Raw genomic sequence first — 18,305 nt, forward strand, 5'->3', positions numbered from 1 at the left:
TGCCACGCTCGCGGCTTGGCGACGCGCCTGGCGCACGGATTCTGCTCCTGAGCATCGAGACGCACTGGGCCGCGGGATACATGCGGTCCCGAAGGGTGATGGATTTCCACGCTCGTCGCGGGCCTGGATTGAACAGCTGCTCAGGGCTGCACGGACGCTTCGGCTCGAGACAGAACGGACTTGAGGTTCGGCGAGGGGACGCCCCCATCCGTGCAGAGGATCCGTGTTACGCTTGCCGTCATGGGCGCTCGGCTCGCCGCGCCGAGACGATGTGGGCGGTCGAGCCGCGCTCCTCGGGACGAGCGACAGGGCCCCACGTCGGGCTGAGCTACTGCAGCGCCTCCGAGGCGCTCGCCGCGGTGATGGCCTGGTCGTGCCACCGCTCCAGCGTCGGGAGGTCGACACACGCCTCGATGCGGGCGTCGTCGTCGTCCGTAATCCACCCTCTTCGAGGGCGCGCGCTCTCCGCCCGTCACCGCGCGGGGGTCTCGCTCCAGTGGCGCACCAGATCGGGCACGGCCGTCTCCGCCATGCGGGTGAGATGTCGCACGTGATCCGGCTTCTGGGTGCCCGGATAGCCGCGCACGTGGAACGCCCCCCGGTGCGCCTCCGACAGCGGAGCGAACCGGGGTTTCGCCTCGCCCGACGTCCCGGTCAGGTCGTAGACCGCCTGCGCATCGGCGCCGGCGCTCGGCGAGCGCTGCGCCCCCGTGAGCTTGAGGAGAGCGTCCGTGCTCTCGTGCGTGCCGGCGTAATCGCCCACCGGGATGATCTCCGAATGCGTGATCGACATGAGCTTCTTGCCGGCGGCCGCCAGCTCGGCGAATCGCCCGAACGGCTTGAGACGCTCCATGTCCAGGCTGTGGTCGATCGGCATGTACCCGGTATGGATGCCGTCCAGGAGGAGGACGGCGTCGACCTTGTCGGCGAACCCGGGCTGGTTCAGGAGCCCGCGAACCGCGCCGTACCCCGCGCTGAACGCCGAGAGCGCGACGCGCCTGAGCCGGGCGTCGCGCAGCCCGCGCGCCTCGAGCGCGGTCTGCGCCTTCGCGAGGAGCACCGGCAGGTAGGAGCGGATCGAGAACCGGGTCTCGTACGCCGCCGAGCTGATGCCCATGTTGATGATCATCACGACCGCGTTGAGCCCGGCCCGCTCGAACCCCGTCTGGACGACATCGTTGATCCCGTGGAAATGGACCACCAGGTCGTAAGCCCCATCCGCCGAAGAGAACGACGAGGGGATGGTGATGATCCCGTCGGGGATCGGGATCACCGCCGAGCGATCGAGCGCCGCGTCGGCACGGTCGTCGAGATCGATGAGCGGCGCCGCCGCCTCCGCCTGCGCCTGGACCGGCGGCGCAGCCGCCTTCGCCCGCGCCTCGACCCGCGCCGCCGCCCCGGTGGAGCGCAGGACGGCCGCCGCAGCCGCCGCAGGCTGGATCGCCGAGCCCCCGCGGAGATCGAAGCCCGCGGCCCCGAGCTGCAGCGAGACGAGCGCGCCCAGCACCGCCGCAAAGCCCAGGCCCGCCCCCGCGCTCAGCGCGATCAGGCGCGACAGGGAACGCCACACCGGCGCCGCCTCGACCGGAGCCGCCTCGGCTGGAGTCGCCTCGACCGGAGCCGTCGCCCCGACCGGCATCGCCATGCCCGCAAGCGACGCCGGGGGACGGCGGAAAATTAAAGTAGGTTCATCCTCGTCGTGAAGCAGTTGGACCTCCGCGCGGTGGGGCTCTGCGGGGAACATGCTCAGCCATGATGCGAGGCCTATGCCACGAAGGGCAAGCGCGAAATTCAGCAAGCTAAGCTCTCATTCGCGCGCGTCAAGAAGGTGGACCTGGTCCGACGTCGCACCATGGAGATGGTCAGCCGAGCCCTCAGGCAATCACCTTACTTTGCGACCCAAGGCCTTTGCGTCTCCCGCGCTTCGCGCGTACTCGAATTCGCGGCCTGACGGTGCGAACTGGCCATGAACCGACTGACGTCCACCCGTCTGGCGCCCGCGCGCCGGGCCTCGCAAGCCGTTGGATGTCCAACGGGTCCGTTGCACGTCCATCGGTTGCACGTCCAACGGCCCGCGGGCGGTCGCGCGCCGAGCGGGCGCCGGGCGGGCGAGCGGGCGCTGGGACGCGCGGGGCAACGCCGCGCCGCGCTTTGGAAATCCGGGGCGGCGAGGGGCGGGGCGAACGTGGGCCTTGACAGCGAGGGGCGCCTCTGGATCTCCTTTCCCCTCCTCCCACCCGCACGGCCCCCCATGACCAACTTCCCCCGCGTCTACGAAGACAACACCCAGAGCATCGGCCGCACGCCGCTCGTTCGCATCCGCCGGGTCACCGACGGCGGCGGCGCGATCGTGCTGGCGAAGATCGAGGGACGGAACCCGGCCTACTCGGTCAAGTGCCGCATCGGCGCGGCCATGGTCTGGGAGGCCGAGAAGCGGGGCACGCTCGGCCCCGGCAAGGCGATCGTCGAGGCGACCAGCGGCAACACCGGCATCGCGCTGGCCTTCGCCGCCGCCTCGCGCGGCATCGAGTGCGTGCTCACCATGCCCGAGACGATGAGCATGGAGCGGCGCAAGGTGCTCGTGGCCCTCGGGGCCAAGCTCCTCCTGACGCCGGGCTCCCAGGGGATGAACGGCGCCATCGCCAAGGCCGAGGCCCTGGCCGCCTCGGACCCCGGCCGCTACGTGCTGATGCGGCAGTTCGAGAACCCGGCGAACCCCGCCATCCACGAGACCACGACCGGCCCCGAGATCTGGGACGACACCGGCGGCAACGTCGACGTCCTCGTCTCGGGCGTGGGCACCGGCGGCACGCTGACCGGCGTCAGCCGCTACTTCGAGCGCGTCCGCGGCCGCGCGCTCCACTCGGTGGCCGTGGAGCCGGTCCACTCGCCGGTCATCGCGCAGACGCTCGCGGGCCAGCCGCTCACCCCGTCGCCCCACAAGATCCAGGGCATCGGCGCCGGCTTCGTCCCCAAGAACCTCGACCTCTCCTTCGTGGATCAGGTCGAGGCGGTCTCCAGCGACGAGTCGATCGCCATGTCGCGGCGCCTGGCGCGCGAGGAGGGCATCCTGTGCGGCGTCTCCTGCGGCGCCGCGATGGTCGCGGCGAGCCGGCTCGCGCGGGATCCGAAGTGGGAAGGCAAGACCATCGTGGCCATCCTGCCGGACGCCGGCGAGCGGTACCTCTCCGGGCCCCTCTTCGAAGGGATGTTCGCGGAGGTCGAGGCGATGAAGGCCTCGTGAGGTCGACGTGAGCAAGGAATGTGATGCTGCCTCCGCCCAGGCGTCGGGCGACCTGCACGGCATCGTCGATGCGCTGATCGCGAGCTACCGCGGAGATCCGCGCGGGCATCACATCAACAAGCGCTTCACCCCGTCGCGCCAGGAGATCACGGAGATCATCGATCTTCTGCTCCAGATCTTCTACCCGGGCTACCACGGGCGGCAGGACCTGTCGGACGAGGACCTGCTCTACCACGTGGGCACGCTGGTCTCGAACCTGCGGGACAAGCTGGAGCGGCAGATCGAGCGCTGCCTCTGCTTCCAGGACGAGACGGTTGACGCGGGGCGCCTCGACGTCCCGAAGTGCCGGCAGCGGGGGCGCGACGTGGCGCGGGCGTTCGTGAGCCGGCTGCCGGACGTCCGGCGGCGCCTCCTGCTCGACGTGCAGGCGGCCTACGACGGCGACCCGGCGGCGGCCTCGATGGACGAGATCATCCTGGCCTATCCGGGCCTGCTCGCCGTGACGGTGCACCGGGTCGCGCACGAGCTGTACCTGCTCGGCGTGCCGCTGATGCCCCGGATCATGAGCGAGTGGGCGCACACGCGGACGGGCGCCGACATCCACCCGGGCGCCAACATCGGCGACAGCTTCTTCATCGATCACGCGACCGGCGTCGTCATCGGCGAGACCACCGACATCGGCGCGCACGTCAAGCTCTACCAGGGCGTGACGCTCGGCGCCCTGTCCTTGCCCCAGCACTCGCGGGGCGCGCGCGGGCTGAAGCGCCACCCCACGGTGGAGGACGACGTCACCATCTACGCGAACGCCACCGTGCTCGGCGGAAAGACGGTGTTGGGGCAGGGGAGCGTGGTGGGCGGCTCGGTGTTCCTGACGAAGAGCGTCGCCGGCGGCCAGCGCGTGGCGATCGAGGCGCCCAGGCTGCGCGTCGCCTCGCCGTCCCAGGGCCCGCCTGCGGTCGGCGGCTCAGAGCTCGACTCCTCCATCCTCGACTTCGATATCTGAGGCAGTCGCCCGCTTCGGATACGGGCCCATCTCGACGTTTTCGGTGCTCGGCGTACAAGAGTACGCCTGCGCGCCGAAAACGCCGATCTGGGCCCGTCTCCTGTGCGGGCGACCGCCGCGGGCGATAACATTTGTATGGTTTGGATGTAAAAGAGGGGATTGAGCGGGGCGCGCGGGGTCAGCGGTCGGAGTGGCCTAGGGGGCGGTCGGGGGCGATGCGGTCGCGGATCGATTGCTTCAGCTCCTTGGGCTCGGGGAAACGCTCGGCGGAGGCGCGCGAGAAGAGGAGGGCGCCGTCGAGCGTGACGTCGAAGACGCCGCTCGCGGCAGGCGAGAGGAGCACGTCGATCTCGTCGGGGAACGTGATGAGCAGCTCCTGAGCAAGCCAGGCGGCGCGCGTCAGCCAGCGGCACTTCGGGCAGTACCGGATCGCGACGAGCGGGCGGGGCGGGGCAGGGACGGTGTCCATGACGCGAGCGTAGCGCGATCGGACGGCGCTGGATCAGACGAGGAACGCTCGGGCCAGGCCGAGGAAAATGAAGAAACCCATGCTGTCCGTGGTGAACGTGAGCAGGACGCTCGAACCCTGGGCCGGATCGCGGCCCAGGCGCTGAAGCACGATCGGAACCACGCAGCCGACCATGGCCGCCACCACCAGGTTGAGCAGGATCGCCGCGGCCATCACCAGACCGAGCGGGACGCTGCCGTAAAGGGCCATGGCAGAGAGCCCCACCAGCGTGCCCCACACCGCGCCGTTCATCAGGCCCACGAAGAGCTCCTTTTGCAGGAGATGGCGCACGTTCGCCCGCGTGATCCGGTCGAGCGCGAGGCCCCGGATGACGAGCGCCACCGTCTGATTGCCGGTGTTGCCGCCGACGCTCGCCACGATCGGCATCAGCGCGGCCAGCGCCACGAGATCCCGAATGGTGCTCTCGAAGAGGCCGATGACCCGCGAGGCCACGAACGCCGTGAGCAGGTTGACGAACAGCCAGAGCCAGCGGTTCCTCGCGCTCGTCCACGCGGGGGCGAAGTAGTCCTCCTCGCCCGCCAGGCCCGCGCGCCGCAGCGCCTCGCTCTGCGCCTGCCGCCGCAGGAAATCCATCACCACATCGACGGTCAGCCGGCCGATCAGCTTGCCGCGCTCGTCCACCACCGGCGCGGCGATGAGGTCGTACCGCTCGAACGCCTTGGCCGCGTCGCTGGCCCGCTCCCGCGGCGTGAAGCTCACCACGTCCGTGGACATCACCGCGCTCACGCGCGCGCTCGGCGGGCGGAGCAGCAGGTCCTTCAGCGAGAGCGTGCCGCGGAGCACGTTGCGCACGTCGACCACGAACAGCGCCTCCGTGTGCGACGGCAGCTCGGCCCGCCGGCGCACCTCCTCGAGCGCGCCAGCGATATCCCAGCCGTCGCGCACCCACACGAGCTCCGGGCTCATCAGGTGGCCGACCGAGTCGTCCGGGTAGGCGATCGTCGACCGGAACAGCGACTGCTCGCGCGCGTCCAGCGACTGGTAGACCTCCGCCACGATCTCCGGGTCGATCGACCCGTTGATGTAGGCGAGATCGTCAGGGTCGAGCTGGCCGAGGAGCGCGACAAGGCGGCCGCGCTCCGTCTCCGCCACGAGCGAGTCGCGCACCGACGGCGAGGCCTCGAGCAGCACCTGTGCGGCGTGGTAGGGCTCGAGCTCAGCCCAGACCACAAGCCGGTCCGGCTGGGGGAGCACCTCGATGATGTGAGCGAGGTCCGCCGGGTGCAGATCCCTGAGCTTCCTCTGCAGCAGGGCGAGATTTTGACGGTGGACCAGCGACTCGATCAGCTCTTTGTTCTTGCTCTCCTGCTTGTGCGTCAGGGCCTCGATGACGCGTTGCTTTTCGAGCAGGGTAGTTACCAGGCTCTGGCTCTCTTGCAGTCTCTCCTGGGACCTGGACGTGCTCATGGAGGCTCCGGGCGCGGGCGGCGCGCCGAGCATAGCCCGGCACGGACCGCGCGGCCGGCGTGCGGGCGCGCTGCCGCGCTCGCCATATTGACCGGACCCCACGGCTCATGGTTCTGTCGCCCCGATGAAGCGCGCCTTCGACATGTGCGTGGTTGGGCTCTCGCTCGCAGCGACGGCCTGTGGACCGGGCCTGGATCCCGAGGTGGTCGTGCACCCGCCCCGGCCCACCGTCTTGCCCGCGAGCAGCGCCGGCGAGAACACCGGCGGGTGTCCGGCCATCGGCCACACCGAGCCGCTCATCGTCGACTGGCTCACGACCCGCCGCTCCGATCTCGGCCTCGCGATGAAAGAAGGCGTCGCCGTCGTGTCCTACGACTGCACGACGTTGAAGCTCCTCGCCCAGTGCAGGCTCCCAGGGACCTACTCCTACGCGGGCGTGAGCCGGGGCGAAAAAGTAATCCAGTTAACAGATCCTGCGGAGATGCAGGCGAACGTTCCGTTCGGCGCGCCGGCGCTCAGCACGGCGATCGAAGGCAGCCAGACGGCGGCGTTCGACGTGGCGCTCGTGCCCGCAGGGAAGATGGCGACCACGGTGACCTCGGCCTCGGCGCAGGACCTCTCGGGCAGCTGCGAGGGCGCGACGCACTTCGTGCGGGCGGCGCTCCTCGGGGCCTTCGCGATGGCGCCGGGCAGCCGCGGCGCGGCGCGGACGGTCGATCAGGTCTTCGCGGCGGTCGGGCCTGCGGCGTCGTCGAACCAGGGGGGCACCGCGAGCCGGGAAGGGGAGCTCGAGGCGTGCCGGGCCGCGAAGCCCGACGCGCAAGCGCCGACGGACCGCTGCCATGCGCCGCTTCGCCTGGAGCTCGTCCCGCTGGAGGCGAAGAAGGCGGAGACGGCCGAGCCGGCGGCGAAGCCGACCGAGGACGAGCTCCCGAAGCTGTCGAGCTCGTGCCCGGTCGGGACGGTGCGGAGCGGGGCGAAGTGCTCGCCGCCGGCGACCGCGCCCGCGCACCTGTGCGAGCCCGCGGACTCGAGGGCGTGCGCGGCGCAGTGCGGGAAGGGCGACCTCGGCAGCTGCTATCACCTCGGGGTTCACTACCTGAGCGGCAAGGACCTGCCGCGCGACGACGCGAGGGCGGCGGAGCTGTTCGAGAAGGCGTGCGGCGCCGGCGTCGCGCAGGCCTGCTACGCGCGGGCGCGGCTGCAGCTGCGCGACATCCAGAGCGCCAAGGTGCCGCCGGACACCGCGGGGCGGGCGAAGGTGCGCGAGTTCGCCGACAAGGCGTGCGAGATGGGCGACGGCTGGACGTGCTTCAGCGCGGCCGAGTGGTACCTGAGCGAGGGCCCGCAGGCGGTCCTCCCGAAGGACGCGACGCGCGCGGTCGCGTTCCTCCGGCGCGGCTGCGATCTCGGGTACGGGCCGAGCTGCAGCGCGCTGGGCAAGATGCTCATCGAGGGGAAGCTCGCGGCGAAGGACGTGGCGGTGGCGGTGGGCGTGCTCCAGCGCGCGTGCGAGGGGGGCCAGGCCGAGGACTGCGTCGACCTCGGGGACATCCTTCGCAAGGGGCAGGGCGCGCCCAAGGACGGGGTGAAGGCGATCGCCGCGTACCGGCGCGGCTGCAGCCTGGGCGACATGCGCGCGTGCAACGCCGCGGGCGCGGTCTACGCGGAGGGCGACGGCGTGCCGAGGGACGTCGCGAAGGCCTATTCGTTCTTCGAGAAGGGTTGTCCGGAGAAGGGCTTCGGCGCCGAGGCGTGCATGAGCCTCGCCGGGATGTACGAGAAGGGGACCGGCATTCCGAAGGACATGGCGCGCGCCGCCGCGCTCTACGAGAAGGTGTGCGGCTCGGGCGGCTGCCTGCGGGCCGCGGAGATCTGGCAGCGCGGCGACGGGGTGGCGGCCGACCCGGAGCGGGCGTTCTCGCTGTACGAGAGGGCGTGCTCGCAGTGGGGAGAGAAGAAGGCGTGCGACGCGTTCGGCCAGCTCTTGGAGAAGAAGGACAAGGAGCGCGCGCGGGCCTTCTACGCGGAGCAGTGCTCGCGGACCCAGGACAAGGCGGCGTGCGCGAGCGCGAAGCGGCTCGGCGGCGCGCGCAAGTAGGCGAGGGCCGCGGCGCTCCGGCGAACCGCGAGCGCACGGCGCCGAGGCGCTGCCTCGCGCCGGGGCGCTGCCTCGCGCCGGGGCGCAGGGCTCACCGCGCGAGGTGCGCGCGCGCCGCCTCGATCAGCCATGACCACTCCTCGGAGGGGCCCGCCAGCGCCGGCTCGCCCCGCAGGATCGCCAGCAGCTCTCCATAACCGATCGCGCCCGCGCTCCGGTCCCGGTGGTGCCCGACCAGCCAATCGCGCGCAGCCGCCGGCGCAGCGCCCGGTCGAGGCTCTCCGCGTCGGCGAGCACGGCCCGGATGGTCGCCAGATCCAGCCCGACGTCGCGCAACGTCCGGATCCGATCGATGCGGGCGAGGTCGTCCTCGCCGTAGAGCCGGTACCCACCCGGGCTGCGGCCGGTCGGCGGCAGGAGCCCTTCATTCGAGTAGAAGCGCAGCGTCTTCACCGGGACGCCGGTCCTCTTCGCGACCTCCCCGATGGTGAGGCGACGACGCATCAGATCCGTATAGGGTGGGCGCCGCCGGCGCGCACGTGGCAGCGGCCACGTCATCCGCCGCCCTCGCCGTCGCGGGCGCCGGCCGCGCCCTGTGCGGTCGTCATCAGGCACACCCAGTGCTCGCCGCGCCGCGCCGCGCGGCGTCGGTCAACCCGATCCGCCGATAGTTCGTCGAAAGAGCGCACACCGGTTCGGTTCGGTCGCCGCGAACGCGCCGCGCTCTGTTCAGCCCATGCGCGCTTTCCGCCCTGTCGCGGCAAGGCTGCGAATCCGACGTAGACGATTGTTGGAAAGGAGGTTGTCACGCGGGAGCGCATACCGTAACCTACGGGCCGTCACGAAAGCGCCTGGCTCTATCCGCCGGCGTCCTGGGATGGCGTTCGGTCGATCCCAGCATGGGGGAGGGCCACGGTGCGGATGACCATGGATGTCTCACGCGGTGACGTCGCCGTCACCGGCCCGCGCGTCGCGCCGTTCGACGTGCCCAACCACGCAGTCCAGTTCTATGAGAGCGAGACCTTTCTGGCTGAGAGAGTCGCCGCTTTCCTGATGGAAGGGCTGGACGCGGGTCAGCCCCTCCTCGTCATTGCCACGGAGCCGCATCGCGACGCGTTCGTTGCTCGCCTGGCGTCGGCGAGGCCCGAGCTCGACGCGCTCTGCGCAGAAGGTCGTGTCATCTTCCTGGACGCGCGCGAGACGCTCTCCACGTTCATGACCGGCGCGATGCCGGATCCCGAGCTCTTTCGAGGCACGATTCGCCGGTTGATAGAGCAGAGCCGGCGCGGGAGCGACGGGGTGACCGTGCGCGCTTACGGGGAGATGGTGGACGTCCTGTGGCGCGACGCGAACCCGGACGCGGCCATCCGGCTGGAGGAGCTCTGGAACGAGATCGTGAGCGACGGCGCGATCGCCCTCCTGTGCGCTTACGCGATGGGCGGCTTCCGCACGGATACGCACGGATCGCGGTTTCGAGACGTCTGCAGCACGCACGCGCACGTGATTCCCACCGAGAGGTACACGCAGCTCGACGAGCACGCCCGCCTGCGGGAGATCAGCGTGCTCCAGCAGCGCGCGCGAGCGCTGGAGAGCGAGCTCGAGTACCGCGAGGAGCTCGAGGGCGCGCTGCGGCAAGCTCTTGCCGATCGCGAGCGCGCCGAGGCCGAGCGCGAGCGGGTCCTCGCGATGGAGCGAGCGGCCCGAGCAGCGGCGGAGGCGGCGAGCCGCTTGAAGGACGAGTTCTTGGCGGTCCTCTCTCATGAGCTGCGGACGCCGCTCAATGCAATCCTTGGATGGTCGCATATCGCCAACGGCGTCCCGGAAGACGCGGCGACCGTCAAGCACGCGCTGACGGTGATCCAGCGGAACACCGCAGTGCAGCTGAGGGTCATCGAGGATCTCCTCGACGTGTCGCGCATCGTGACCGGAAAGCTGCGGATCAGCGTCGGCGTCGTCGATCTCGGCGAGATCCTGAGCTCGGCGCTCGACACGGTCCGCCCTGCGGCGGACGCGAAGAGGATCGAGCTGACGCTGCACATCGACGACTCCGCGCGCAGGGCGGCCGGCGACCCCGCGCGGCTTCAGCAGGTCGCCTGGAATCTCCTGTCCAACGCCGTGAAGTTCACGCCCGAGTGCGGGAGGGTCGAGGTATGGCTCGAGCGTGCCGGCGGGCAGAGACGGATTGTCGTCCGGGATACCGGGCAGGGCATCGCGCGCGAGTTCTTGCCGCACGTCTTCGAGCGATTCCGTCAGGAGGACACGGGCACCACGCGCAAGCACGGAGGTCTCGGGCTAGGACTCTCGCTCGTGCGGTACCTCGTGGAGGCGCACGGAGGCACGGTCACGGCCGACAGCGACGGCGAGGGGCGCGGCGCGACGTTCACGGTGACGCTGCCATTCCGCGAGCCTGCAGCGGACTCCGTGAGGCAGCCTGCTCCACGAAGGAAGGTGACGCTGCGCGACGTGCGCGTGCTCATCGTGGACGACGACGCCGATACGCGGGAGCTGTTCGCGTACATGCTCACCGGGGCGGAAGCGACGGTCGCGTGCGCAGCGTCGGTTGACGAGGCGCTCGCGCAGCTCTCCTCGCGAGCGTTCGACGTGATGATCAGCGACATCGGTATGCCGGGGCGCGACGGCTACGTGCTCATCGACACGCTCCGCAGCCACGTCGACCCGCAGGTCCGCAGCATCCGCGCGATCGCGGTGACGTCCTACGCGGGGGAGCACTACCGGCGACGAGCGATCGAGGGCGGGTATGACGAGTACATCGCGAAGCCCCTGGAGCCGGGTCGCTTCGTGGCGACCGTCGCGCAGCTGGTCGGGCGACCGTCGCGCAGCGCCTCCTCGGGGGCGACCGCGGGGACAAGCGACGAGGACGCTCGCTAGCGGTGCTCGACGCGGTTTGAACCTCAAGGCGCGCTGGTCGCCATCAAGAAGAGGGTGATTCGAGCCGTCTTGGACGCCGAGGAGCGGACCTTCGGGTCCTCTGGCGTCCTTGGCGCCTGACGGTTCTTGTCCTCGGGGTCGCTGTTCAGGCGCGGCGCGAGCGCTGCCCTAGAACAGCTTCATCTGACGATCCGCCGCCGCGCGCGGCTTCTTCTGCGCCTCCGGCGACGGACCGGCCCGCAGGAGCAGCCGCTCCTCGACCTCGCGAACGAACGGCGAGACCTCGGTCTCGACCACCTTGCCGTGCCGCGCGCGCTGCATCGCGCGCGTGAGGAACAGCCGCTCTCGCGCCCGCGTCATGCCGACATAGAAGAGCCGGCGCTCCTCGGCGACGTCCGTCTCCTCCCTGCCAGGGAACCGCAACGGGAGCAGGCCGTCCTCGCACCCCACCAGGAAGACCACCCGGAACTCCAGCCCCTTGGCCGCGTGCAGCGTGAGGAGCGAGATGCGGTCGGCCCGCGGATCCCACGCGTCGATCTCCGTGCTCACCGCGAGCTCGATCGAGAAGCGGTCGAGATCCCCTCCGCAGCGCTCCGCGAGCGGCAAGAGCAGCTCCAGCGCCGCGTCCACGTCGGCCTCGCCGAGGCGCGCCGCGCCCTCCGCGGGCGGAACGACGTCCACCGCCGGCTGCGCGACCTCCTCCCGCAGCCGCGCCGCGGCCGCCTTGAGCCGCGCCGCGAGCGGCCCCGGCGGAGCGCCGGCCAGCGCACGCGCGAGCGCCTCCGAGGCCGCGCGCTCGACGAGGCGGCGCTCGGACCGCCGCTGGAACGGCATGCCCGAGCGAGCGAACGCCTCCCGGAGCGCCTCGGATTGCGCCTCCGTCCGGTAGAGCACCGCGAAATCCGAGAAGGAGTGCTCGCCGCCCGCCGCGGGCGAGTCCACCCGCCCGCTATCCATCGAGAAGAACGTCGACCCCCCGAGCATCCGCTCGATGGTGTGCACCACGCGCTCGGCCTCGGCCGCCTCCGTGGGCGATTCATGAACCGCCACGAGCTCCACGCCCCCCGCGCGCTCCACGCCGCCCGCGCTCGGCAGGAGCTCCCGCGCGCCGAGCGTCGGCGAGGGCGCGATCACCTGGAGCGCCGCCTCGACGATGGGGCGCGACGAGCGGTAATTCCGCTTCAACCGCACCACGCGCGCCGCCGGGAAATCCTGCTGGAAGCGGAAGAAGAAGCCCACGTCCGCGCCGCGGAAGCCGTAGATCGCCTGATCCGGATCGCCGATGGCGCAGACGTTCCCGCCGGGCGGGACCAGCGCGCGCACGAGCCGGTACTGGCGCTCGTCGATGTCCTGGTACTCGTCGATGGAGAGATACCGGGCCCGCGCGCGCGCCGCGGCGAGCGCGTCGCCCTGCGCCTCGAGGAGCAGGACCGCATGGCCGATGAGATCGTCCAGGTCGAGGAGCCCGCGCGCGGCGAGCTCGTCCTCGTACACCTTCCACGCGCGGTCGAGGTGGCGGTCGATCTCGCCGCCTTCGGCCGGCGCGCCCTCCTGCGGCCGGGGCGCGTCGGCGTGGCGCGGGTAGCGCCGCTTCAGCGCGGCGATGTCGGCGAGCAGCCGGGCCGCCCGCCGCTCCGGGACGTTGAGCGCCGCGGCGAGCATCGCCAGCCGCTCGCGCTCGCCGGCGATCCCGGGCGGAGCGCCGCCGGCGGCCTGCGCGTGCTCGCGGAGCAGCGAGAGGCCGAGCGCGTGGAAGGTCATGGCCGGCACGCGGCCGCCGGCCTCGCCGAGCAGCGCGCCGAGCCGCTCCCGCATCTCGTCGGCGGCCCGGCGCGTGAAGGTGATCGCGAGGCACTGCTCCGGAGGCACGCCGAGGTCCAGGACGAGGTGGGCGATCCGGTGCGTCAGCGTGCGGGTCTTTCCCGTGCCCGGCCCCGCCAGGAGGAGCACCGCGCCCTCGGTGAGCTCCGCCGCGGCCCGCTGCTCCGGGTCGAGCCCGTCGAGCAGCCCCGCGCCGCCCGGGGGCCCTCCGCCGGGCGGCGCGCCGAGGGACGCCTCGCCGGCGTGCCCCGACGCGCGCTCGGCGGGGGCCCGGCCGCGGCGCGGGGGCGGCCGCGACGCCTCGGAAGCGCGCGCCGGCGCGGGAGGGCGCGCGGGCGCGGACGGCGGCTCCGGCGCCGCGGGCTCGGGCTGGAAGAGGAGCCCGCCCCCGCGGCGCTGCGTGAGCTCCTCCGGCTGGAAGACCCGGATCACGCCGTACTCGCCGTCGTAGCCGGCGTCGCGGATCACGCGCCCCTCGCGCATCCGCGCGATCGCCTCGGAGAGGAGCGGCGTCCCGGCGCGCGCGATCTCGTCGAGCGGGGCGTCGCCGAGGAGGAACAGCTCGGGGCCGAGCCGCGACAGCACCCCGTCGTAGCTCCGCTGCACCACCTTGCTGGAGGCGCCCACGCCGTGGAGCTCGGCCAGCACCTCGGGCAGCGGCACCAGGTTGCGGAACTCGGTCGCGCCCTCGGGGCGCACCCCCTCCTCGCGGTCGGCGAGCTCCTCGACCCGGTGCAGCACACCCACGGTGACCGGGTGCCCGCACACGGGGCACGCGAGGGAGAGCGCCCGCGTCTCCGCCGGCGACAGCACGACATTGCACTTCCGGTGGCCGTCGAGGTGGTATTTGCCCTCCTCCGGGAAGAACTCCACCGTGCCGCCGAAGCCCTGTCCGGTCTCCAGGGCGCGCCGGATCGCGAAGTAGTCGAGCGGCGCGTCGAACGCCGTGGCCTCGCGGCCGAGCTTCGCGGGCGAGTGCGCGTCCGAGCTGGAGACGAGCCGGTAGCGATCGAGCCCGGAGATGCGCCAGTTCATCGCGGGATCGGACGAGAGCCCGGTCTCGAGCGCGAAGATGTGCGGCGCGAGATCGCCGTAGCACTCCTCGACCGCGTCGAAGCCGGCCTTGGAGCCGAGCACCGAGAACCAGGGAGTCCAGATGTGCGCCGGCACGAGGTAGGAGCCCTCGCCCGACTCCAGCACGATCTCGAGCAGGTGACGCGAATCGAGCCCCAGGATCGGCCGCCCGTCGGCGGTCAGGTTGCCGATCTTCGAGAGCGCGCGGACCATCCGGTCCGCGGCCTCGAAGTCCGGCGCATAGAGGAGATGATGGATTTTGCGCGTCCGTTCTCCCTTCTTGTAGATCGTCGAGATCTCCACCGAGAGGACGAAGCGGGTCGGCCCGCGGCACGCGCCGGGGAGCCGCTCCGAGACCGCGCGATCGAGGTCGTCCCGCAGGCGAAACAGCCCTGGCTCGGCGGGCACGAGGCTCTCGCGGAGCTCGGCCATCCACGCCGGATGGGTGAAATCCCCCGTGCCGATCACCGCGATGCCCTTGCGCTGAGCCCAGTAGCTCAGGTGCGCAAGATCGCAATCGCTGCTCGTCGCGCGGGAATACTTCGAGTGCACATGGAGGTCTGCATAGAAACGCATGGGGTCCGCCGTGAGGTGTCGTTACGTATCGGACTCCCTCGCGCTGTCAATCGCGGACACCGCTGCTTTTGTCGAATATCGTTAGGAAATCAAGGCGCGCTCGGCGTAAAGACTCATACTGCACGAAGACATTTGATGCGCGGCAAAAGACGCGCGCTCGACGTAAAGGGTCGTGCGGCGCAATGAGGTTCGATGCGCGGCAAAGATCGATCGCTCGATGCAATGGGTACAGGAACCCAGGTGAGCTCGCCTGGAGAGGATGTGGCTCAGGCAGGTTGAACGCTGCGGACCTGCGACCGCGAGCGATCGTGTCTGAACGGCCCTGCCGAGCGGCCCTCGGGGTGCGCTCGCGCAGCGCGAGGCGTGCCGCGCCATCGCGCCAGCCGGAGCCCGGCCGGCACGCCCGTCAGCGCGACGGCCCGGCCGGCGGGGGCCGCCGCGCGCCGCGCCGGGTCACGGCGTCGCGGCGGAGGGCGCCTGGGCCTTGCGGGTCAGGTAGAAGAAGTCGCGCAGGGAGCGCTTGCGGATGTACTCGTCTTCCGAGAACTCGAAGCCGCTCGCCAGCGCGACAGGCATGAGCGCGCCGCCCTCGCCGGGCTCGTAGAGCAAGAACTTCGGGTACGACCAGTTCACGTCGAGCTGCGCCACCGCCGTGGCGCCGACGTGGCGCAGCCCGAGCGCGATGGCGGGCGCCGTCGTGTGGTTGCTGATCGCCACGAAGAGGACCTTGCCGTCGCGATCGAGCCCCACCGCGGAGCGGCGGATCACCGTGTTGCCGTCCAGCGTGGCGCCCCAGTTGCGGACCTCGGGCGCGCGGAGCGCCGGGTGGAGCTCGCCCTCGTCGACCATGCAGCTCGGCGTCTGCCGCCACCACCGCATGCCGCCCTCGCCCTCGGCCACGCGGGCCCACGGCGCGATCTGCATCCGGCCGTCGCCGTGGAGGGCGAGGGTGCAGCCGTTCTCCCGGGGGCGCACCAGGGTCACGCCGTCGATCCGCATGCCCCACTGGCCGTGCTCGGTCATGAAGCCGCCGTTGAACGCCGCGAGCAGCCGCTCGTGGTGCGCCTCCGGGATCTTCGCGGGCCGCTCGTAGGTCTTGCCCTCCTCGGTCGTCGCCGCCGGCTCCCGCGAGCCGGCCATGAGGTGGACGTCGACCCCCGAGAGATCCACCGCCACGATGAACAGCTCCGCCCAGGAGCGGTGCGGATCCGGGTGGATCAGCGTCTTGTAGAGGCGCGGCGGGTCGCCCGGGCGCGCGCGATCCACGATGGGCACCCACTGCCCGTCGCCGGGCGCCGGCCAGGCCGCGTGCGAGGGGCCGACGTCCTTCGGCCGGAACGCCGCCGCCACGACCGCCGGGGCGACCGTGGCGCTCGCTTCGGGGGCGGGCGCGGCCGGGGCCGGCGCCTGCTCGGGCACCTCCCAGTACGTCTTCGGCGGCTCGTTCTTGCGAAGGAGCCGGTGGACGCGATCCTCGACGCCGTAGGCGGTCTCCTCGATCGCGGTCACGTTCTCGGCCCCGATTACGGAGCGCAGGCCGTTCGCGACGAGCGGGCCCATCCAGGGGATCCGGTGCACCGCGACCCACAGCCCGACGCCGGCGAGCCCCGAGACGGCGAGGGAGCCGAGGACCCAGCGCCGCAGCCGGCGGCGGCGTTGCGGGGCGCCGGGGGGCTGCGGGGCGGCGTGCCCGGCCTGGGCCGGCGTGTTCGAGGCTTGGGCGGTGTCGGCCATGGAGTGCTGCGCGTGCTGCGGGGGTGCGACGCTTGGAGGGGAGCTGCGAAGCGACGCGGGCGCTCGCGAGCCGCGGTCCCCCCGGCTCGGGGAGGGTGTAGCACGATGCGCCGAGCGCACGGAACCCGCTCCGCGCAGGGCGCGGCGCGGCGCCGATCGAGCCGATCGAGCCGATCGCGCCGATCGAATCGGAGAGCGCGGCGACGACCGTCGCGTCCGTCGCGGCGCGCGGCGCGACCTCGCTGCCGGTCGCGCGGTCGCGCCTCGACTTCCTCACCGCGCCGTACTAGAGTCGCGGCCTCGGACTGACCTGGCACGGGTCGCGGTGCTCGGTCGCTGTCATGTGGACCTCGCAGCCTCCGCTGAGGGAGACGCGAGGCGGCAGCTCTCCGTGATCGGGCCCTCCGCAAAGGAGGGCGCGGTGCCGCGACGCTTTTCGCCCTTGCTCAGGAGGGGCTCTCCACGAGCCCGATGTCCATGGAATTTGCCGATCTCAAGCTCATCGAACCGCTGCTCCGCGCCATCGAGGCCGAAGGGTACAGCACCCCGACGCCCATTCAGCAGCAGGCCATCCCGCCGATCCTCGAGGGCAACGACGTCCTCGGGTGCGCGCAGACCGGGACGGGCAAGACCGCCGCGTTCGCGTTGCCGATCCTGCAGCGCCTCGCGCAGAGCGGCGCGCCGAGCCAGCGCGGGCTCCGCGTGCTCGTGCTCACCCCGACGCGCGAGCTCGCCGCGCAGGTCGGCGAGAGCTTCACCACGTACGGCAAGAACCTCGGCCTGCGGACCGCGGTCGTCTTCGGCGGGGTGGGGCAGCGCCCCCAGATGGAGGCGCTGCGCCGCGGGGTCGACGTCCTCGTGGCGACGCCGGGCCGGCTGCTCGACCTCTGCTCGCAGGGCATTTCCCCGTTCGGGCGGCTCGAGACGCTCGTGCTCGACGAGGCCGACCGAATGCTCGACATGGGGTTCATCCACGACATCCGGCGCGTGCTCGCGATGCTGCCCGAGCGCCGCCAGACGCTCCTGTTCTCGGCCACGATGCCGCCGGACATCCAGAAGCTCGCGGACAGCATCCTGCATCGCCCGGTGCGGGTCGAGGTCGCGCGGGTCGCCACGACCGCCGAGAACATCGACCAGCGGGTGGCCTTCGTCGAGCGGTCCGACAAGCGCGCGATGCTCGAGCACGTGCTGAAGGATCCCGCGCTCCGCCGCGCGATCGTGTTCACCCGCACCAAGCACGGCGCCAACCGCGTGGTCCAGCAGCTCAGCCGCGCGCGCATCGAGGCCGTCGCGATCCACGGGAACAAGTCGCAGGGCGCGCGCGAGCGGGCGCTCGCGAGCTTCAAGCAGGGGACGACGAGCGTGCTCGTCGCGACCGACATCGCGGCGCGCGGCATCGACATCGAGGACATCTCGCACGTCATCAACTACGACCTCCCGAACATCCCGGAGAGCTACGTGCACCGCATCGGCCGCACGGCGCGCGCCGGGGCGTCGGGGGTGGCGCTCTCGTTCTGCGACAGCGAGGAGCGCCCGTACCTCGCCGACATCGAGCGCCTCATCCAGAAGCGCCTCCCGCTCCTCTCCATCGCCGGGATCCCCTGGCTCCAGCCCGACCCCAGGCCCGCCCATTCGGCGCAGCCTCAGGGGCGGCCCCAGGCGCAGGGGCGACCCCAGCAGCAGCGGCCGCAAGGGCAGGGGCGGCCTCAGGCGCAGGGGCGACCCCAGCAGCAGCGGCCGCAAGGGCAGGGGCGGCCCCAGGCGCAGGGCAGGTCGCAGCCGCACGGGCACGCCCGGCCTCAGGGACCGGCGCGGCCCCAGCCGCCGGCGCGGCCCGAGGGACACGCGCGGCCTCAGCCGCAGGGACAGCCCCAGGCACGGCCGCAGCCGCGCCACGATACCCCGCGCGCGGACAACTGACGCCCCC

At 71.8% G+C, this 18,305-nt stretch carries 11 protein-coding genes; 5 read left to right on the top strand and 6 right to left on the bottom strand.

Features of this window, described 5'->3' with window-relative positions:
* Positions 1-472: 472 nt before the first annotated feature.
* Positions 473-1,798, bottom strand: a complete 1,326-nt coding sequence (locus WME83_RS21365) for a hypothetical protein (protein WP_437321138.1) — start codon at positions 1,796-1,798, stop codon at positions 473-475.
* Positions 1,799-2,251: 453 nt separating this feature from the next.
* Between WME83_RS21365 and cysK the strand changes: the two genes are divergently transcribed.
* Together cysK and WME83_RS21375 are read left to right on the top strand one after the other, a co-directional pair.
* Positions 2,252-3,244 (top strand): cysteine synthase A, encoded by a 993-nt coding sequence (cysK, locus tag WME83_RS21370; RefSeq protein WP_437321139.1) that lies wholly within the window; start codon positions 2,252-2,254, stop codon positions 3,242-3,244.
* A 7-nt stretch (positions 3,245-3,251) separates the two neighbouring features.
* Positions 3,252-4,247 carry a serine O-acetyltransferase gene (locus WME83_RS21375; protein ID WP_437321140.1) on the top strand — a complete coding sequence of 332 codons (996 nt, stop codon included), beginning with the start codon at positions 3,252-3,254 and terminating at the stop codon, positions 4,245-4,247.
* A gap of 178 nt (positions 4,248-4,425) precedes the next feature.
* On the opposite strand, the gene WME83_RS21380 is transcribed toward WME83_RS21375, so the two are convergent.
* Together WME83_RS21380 and mgtE are read right to left on the bottom strand one after the other, a co-directional pair.
* The gene (locus WME83_RS21380) at positions 4,426-4,716 is read right to left on the bottom strand and encodes a SelT/SelW/SelH family protein (protein ID WP_437321141.1); all 291 of its coding nucleotides are present in this window, start codon (positions 4,714-4,716) and stop codon (positions 4,426-4,428) included.
* 33 nt (positions 4,717-4,749) lie between these two features.
* Positions 4,750-6,183, bottom strand: a complete 1,434-nt coding sequence (gene mgtE / locus WME83_RS21385) for a magnesium transporter (protein WP_437321142.1) — start codon at positions 6,181-6,183, stop codon at positions 4,750-4,752.
* Between the two features lie 124 nt (positions 6,184-6,307).
* On the opposite strand from mgtE, the gene WME83_RS21390 reads away from it, so the two are divergent.
* Positions 6,308-8,284, top strand: coding sequence for an SEL1-like repeat protein (locus WME83_RS21390; RefSeq protein ID WP_437321143.1), 1,977 nt, complete (start codon positions 6,308-6,310; stop codon positions 8,282-8,284).
* Positions 8,285-8,407: 123 nt separating this feature from the next.
* Here WME83_RS21390 and WME83_RS21395 read toward each other — a convergent pair whose 3' ends face one another.
* The gene (locus WME83_RS21395) at positions 8,408-8,788 is read right to left on the bottom strand and encodes a MerR family transcriptional regulator (protein ID WP_437321144.1); all 381 of its coding nucleotides are present in this window, start codon (positions 8,786-8,788) and stop codon (positions 8,408-8,410) included.
* A gap of 423 nt (positions 8,789-9,211) precedes the next feature.
* Between WME83_RS21395 and WME83_RS21400 the strand changes: the two genes are divergently transcribed.
* Positions 9,212-11,173, top strand: coding sequence for an ATP-binding protein (locus WME83_RS21400; RefSeq protein ID WP_437321145.1), 1,962 nt, complete (start codon positions 9,212-9,214; stop codon positions 11,171-11,173).
* 168 nt (positions 11,174-11,341) lie between these two features.
* Here WME83_RS21400 and WME83_RS21405 read toward each other — a convergent pair whose 3' ends face one another.
* Together WME83_RS21405 and WME83_RS21410 are read right to left on the bottom strand one after the other, a co-directional pair.
* Positions 11,342-14,644 carry a UvrD-helicase domain-containing protein gene (locus WME83_RS21405; protein ID WP_437321146.1) on the bottom strand — a complete coding sequence of 1,101 codons (3,303 nt, stop codon included), beginning with the start codon at positions 14,642-14,644 and terminating at the stop codon, positions 11,342-11,344.
* Between the two features lie 453 nt (positions 14,645-15,097).
* Positions 15,098-16,378, bottom strand: coding sequence for a hypothetical protein (locus WME83_RS21410; protein ID WP_437321147.1), 1,281 nt, complete (start codon positions 16,376-16,378; stop codon positions 15,098-15,100).
* A gap of 477 nt (positions 16,379-16,855) precedes the next feature.
* Here WME83_RS21410 and WME83_RS21415 point away from each other — a divergent pair, with 477 nt between their 5' ends.
* Entirely contained in the window at positions 16,856-18,298 is a 1,443-nt protein-coding gene (locus WME83_RS21415; RefSeq protein WP_437321148.1) for a DEAD/DEAH box helicase, read from the top strand.
* The last annotated feature ends 7 nt before the right edge of the window (positions 18,299-18,305 follow it).

The organism is Sorangium sp. So ce385 (assembly GCF_051474135.1).
In the GTDB taxonomy this organism is placed as follows: Bacteria; Myxococcota_A; Polyangia; order Polyangiales; family Polyangiaceae; genus Sorangium; species Sorangium cellulosum_D.

Bases quoted from the DNA above. Each gene is read 5' to 3' on its own strand.
- WME83_RS21390 (WP_437321143.1), top strand. From the start codon at position 6,308: ATGAAGCGCGCCTTCGACATGTGCGTGGTTGGGCTCTCGCTCGCAGCG.
- WME83_RS21415 (WP_437321148.1), top strand. From the start codon at position 16,856: ATGGAATTTGCCGATCTCAAGCTCATCGAACCGCTGCTCCGCGCCATC.
- WME83_RS21400 (WP_437321145.1), top strand. From the start codon at position 9,212: ATGGATGTCTCACGCGGTGACGTCGCCGTCACCGGCCCGCGCGTCGCG.
- WME83_RS21405 (WP_437321146.1), bottom strand. From the start codon at position 14,644: ATGCGTTTCTATGCAGACCTCCATGTGCACTCGAAGTATTCCCGCGCG.
- WME83_RS21395 (WP_437321144.1), bottom strand. From the start codon at position 8,788: ATGCGTCGTCGCCTCACCATCGGGGAGGTCGCGAAGAGGACCGGCGTC.
- WME83_RS21380 (WP_437321141.1), bottom strand. From the start codon at position 4,716: ATGGACACCGTCCCTGCCCCGCCCCGCCCGCTCGTCGCGATCCGGTAC.
- cysK (WP_437321139.1), top strand. From the start codon at position 2,252: ATGACCAACTTCCCCCGCGTCTACGAAGACAACACCCAGAGCATCGGC.
- mgtE (WP_437321142.1), bottom strand. From the start codon at position 6,183: ATGAGCACGTCCAGGTCCCAGGAGAGACTGCAAGAGAGCCAGAGCCTG.
- WME83_RS21410 (WP_437321147.1), bottom strand. From the start codon at position 16,378: ATGGCCGACACCGCCCAAGCCTCGAACACGCCGGCCCAGGCCGGGCAC.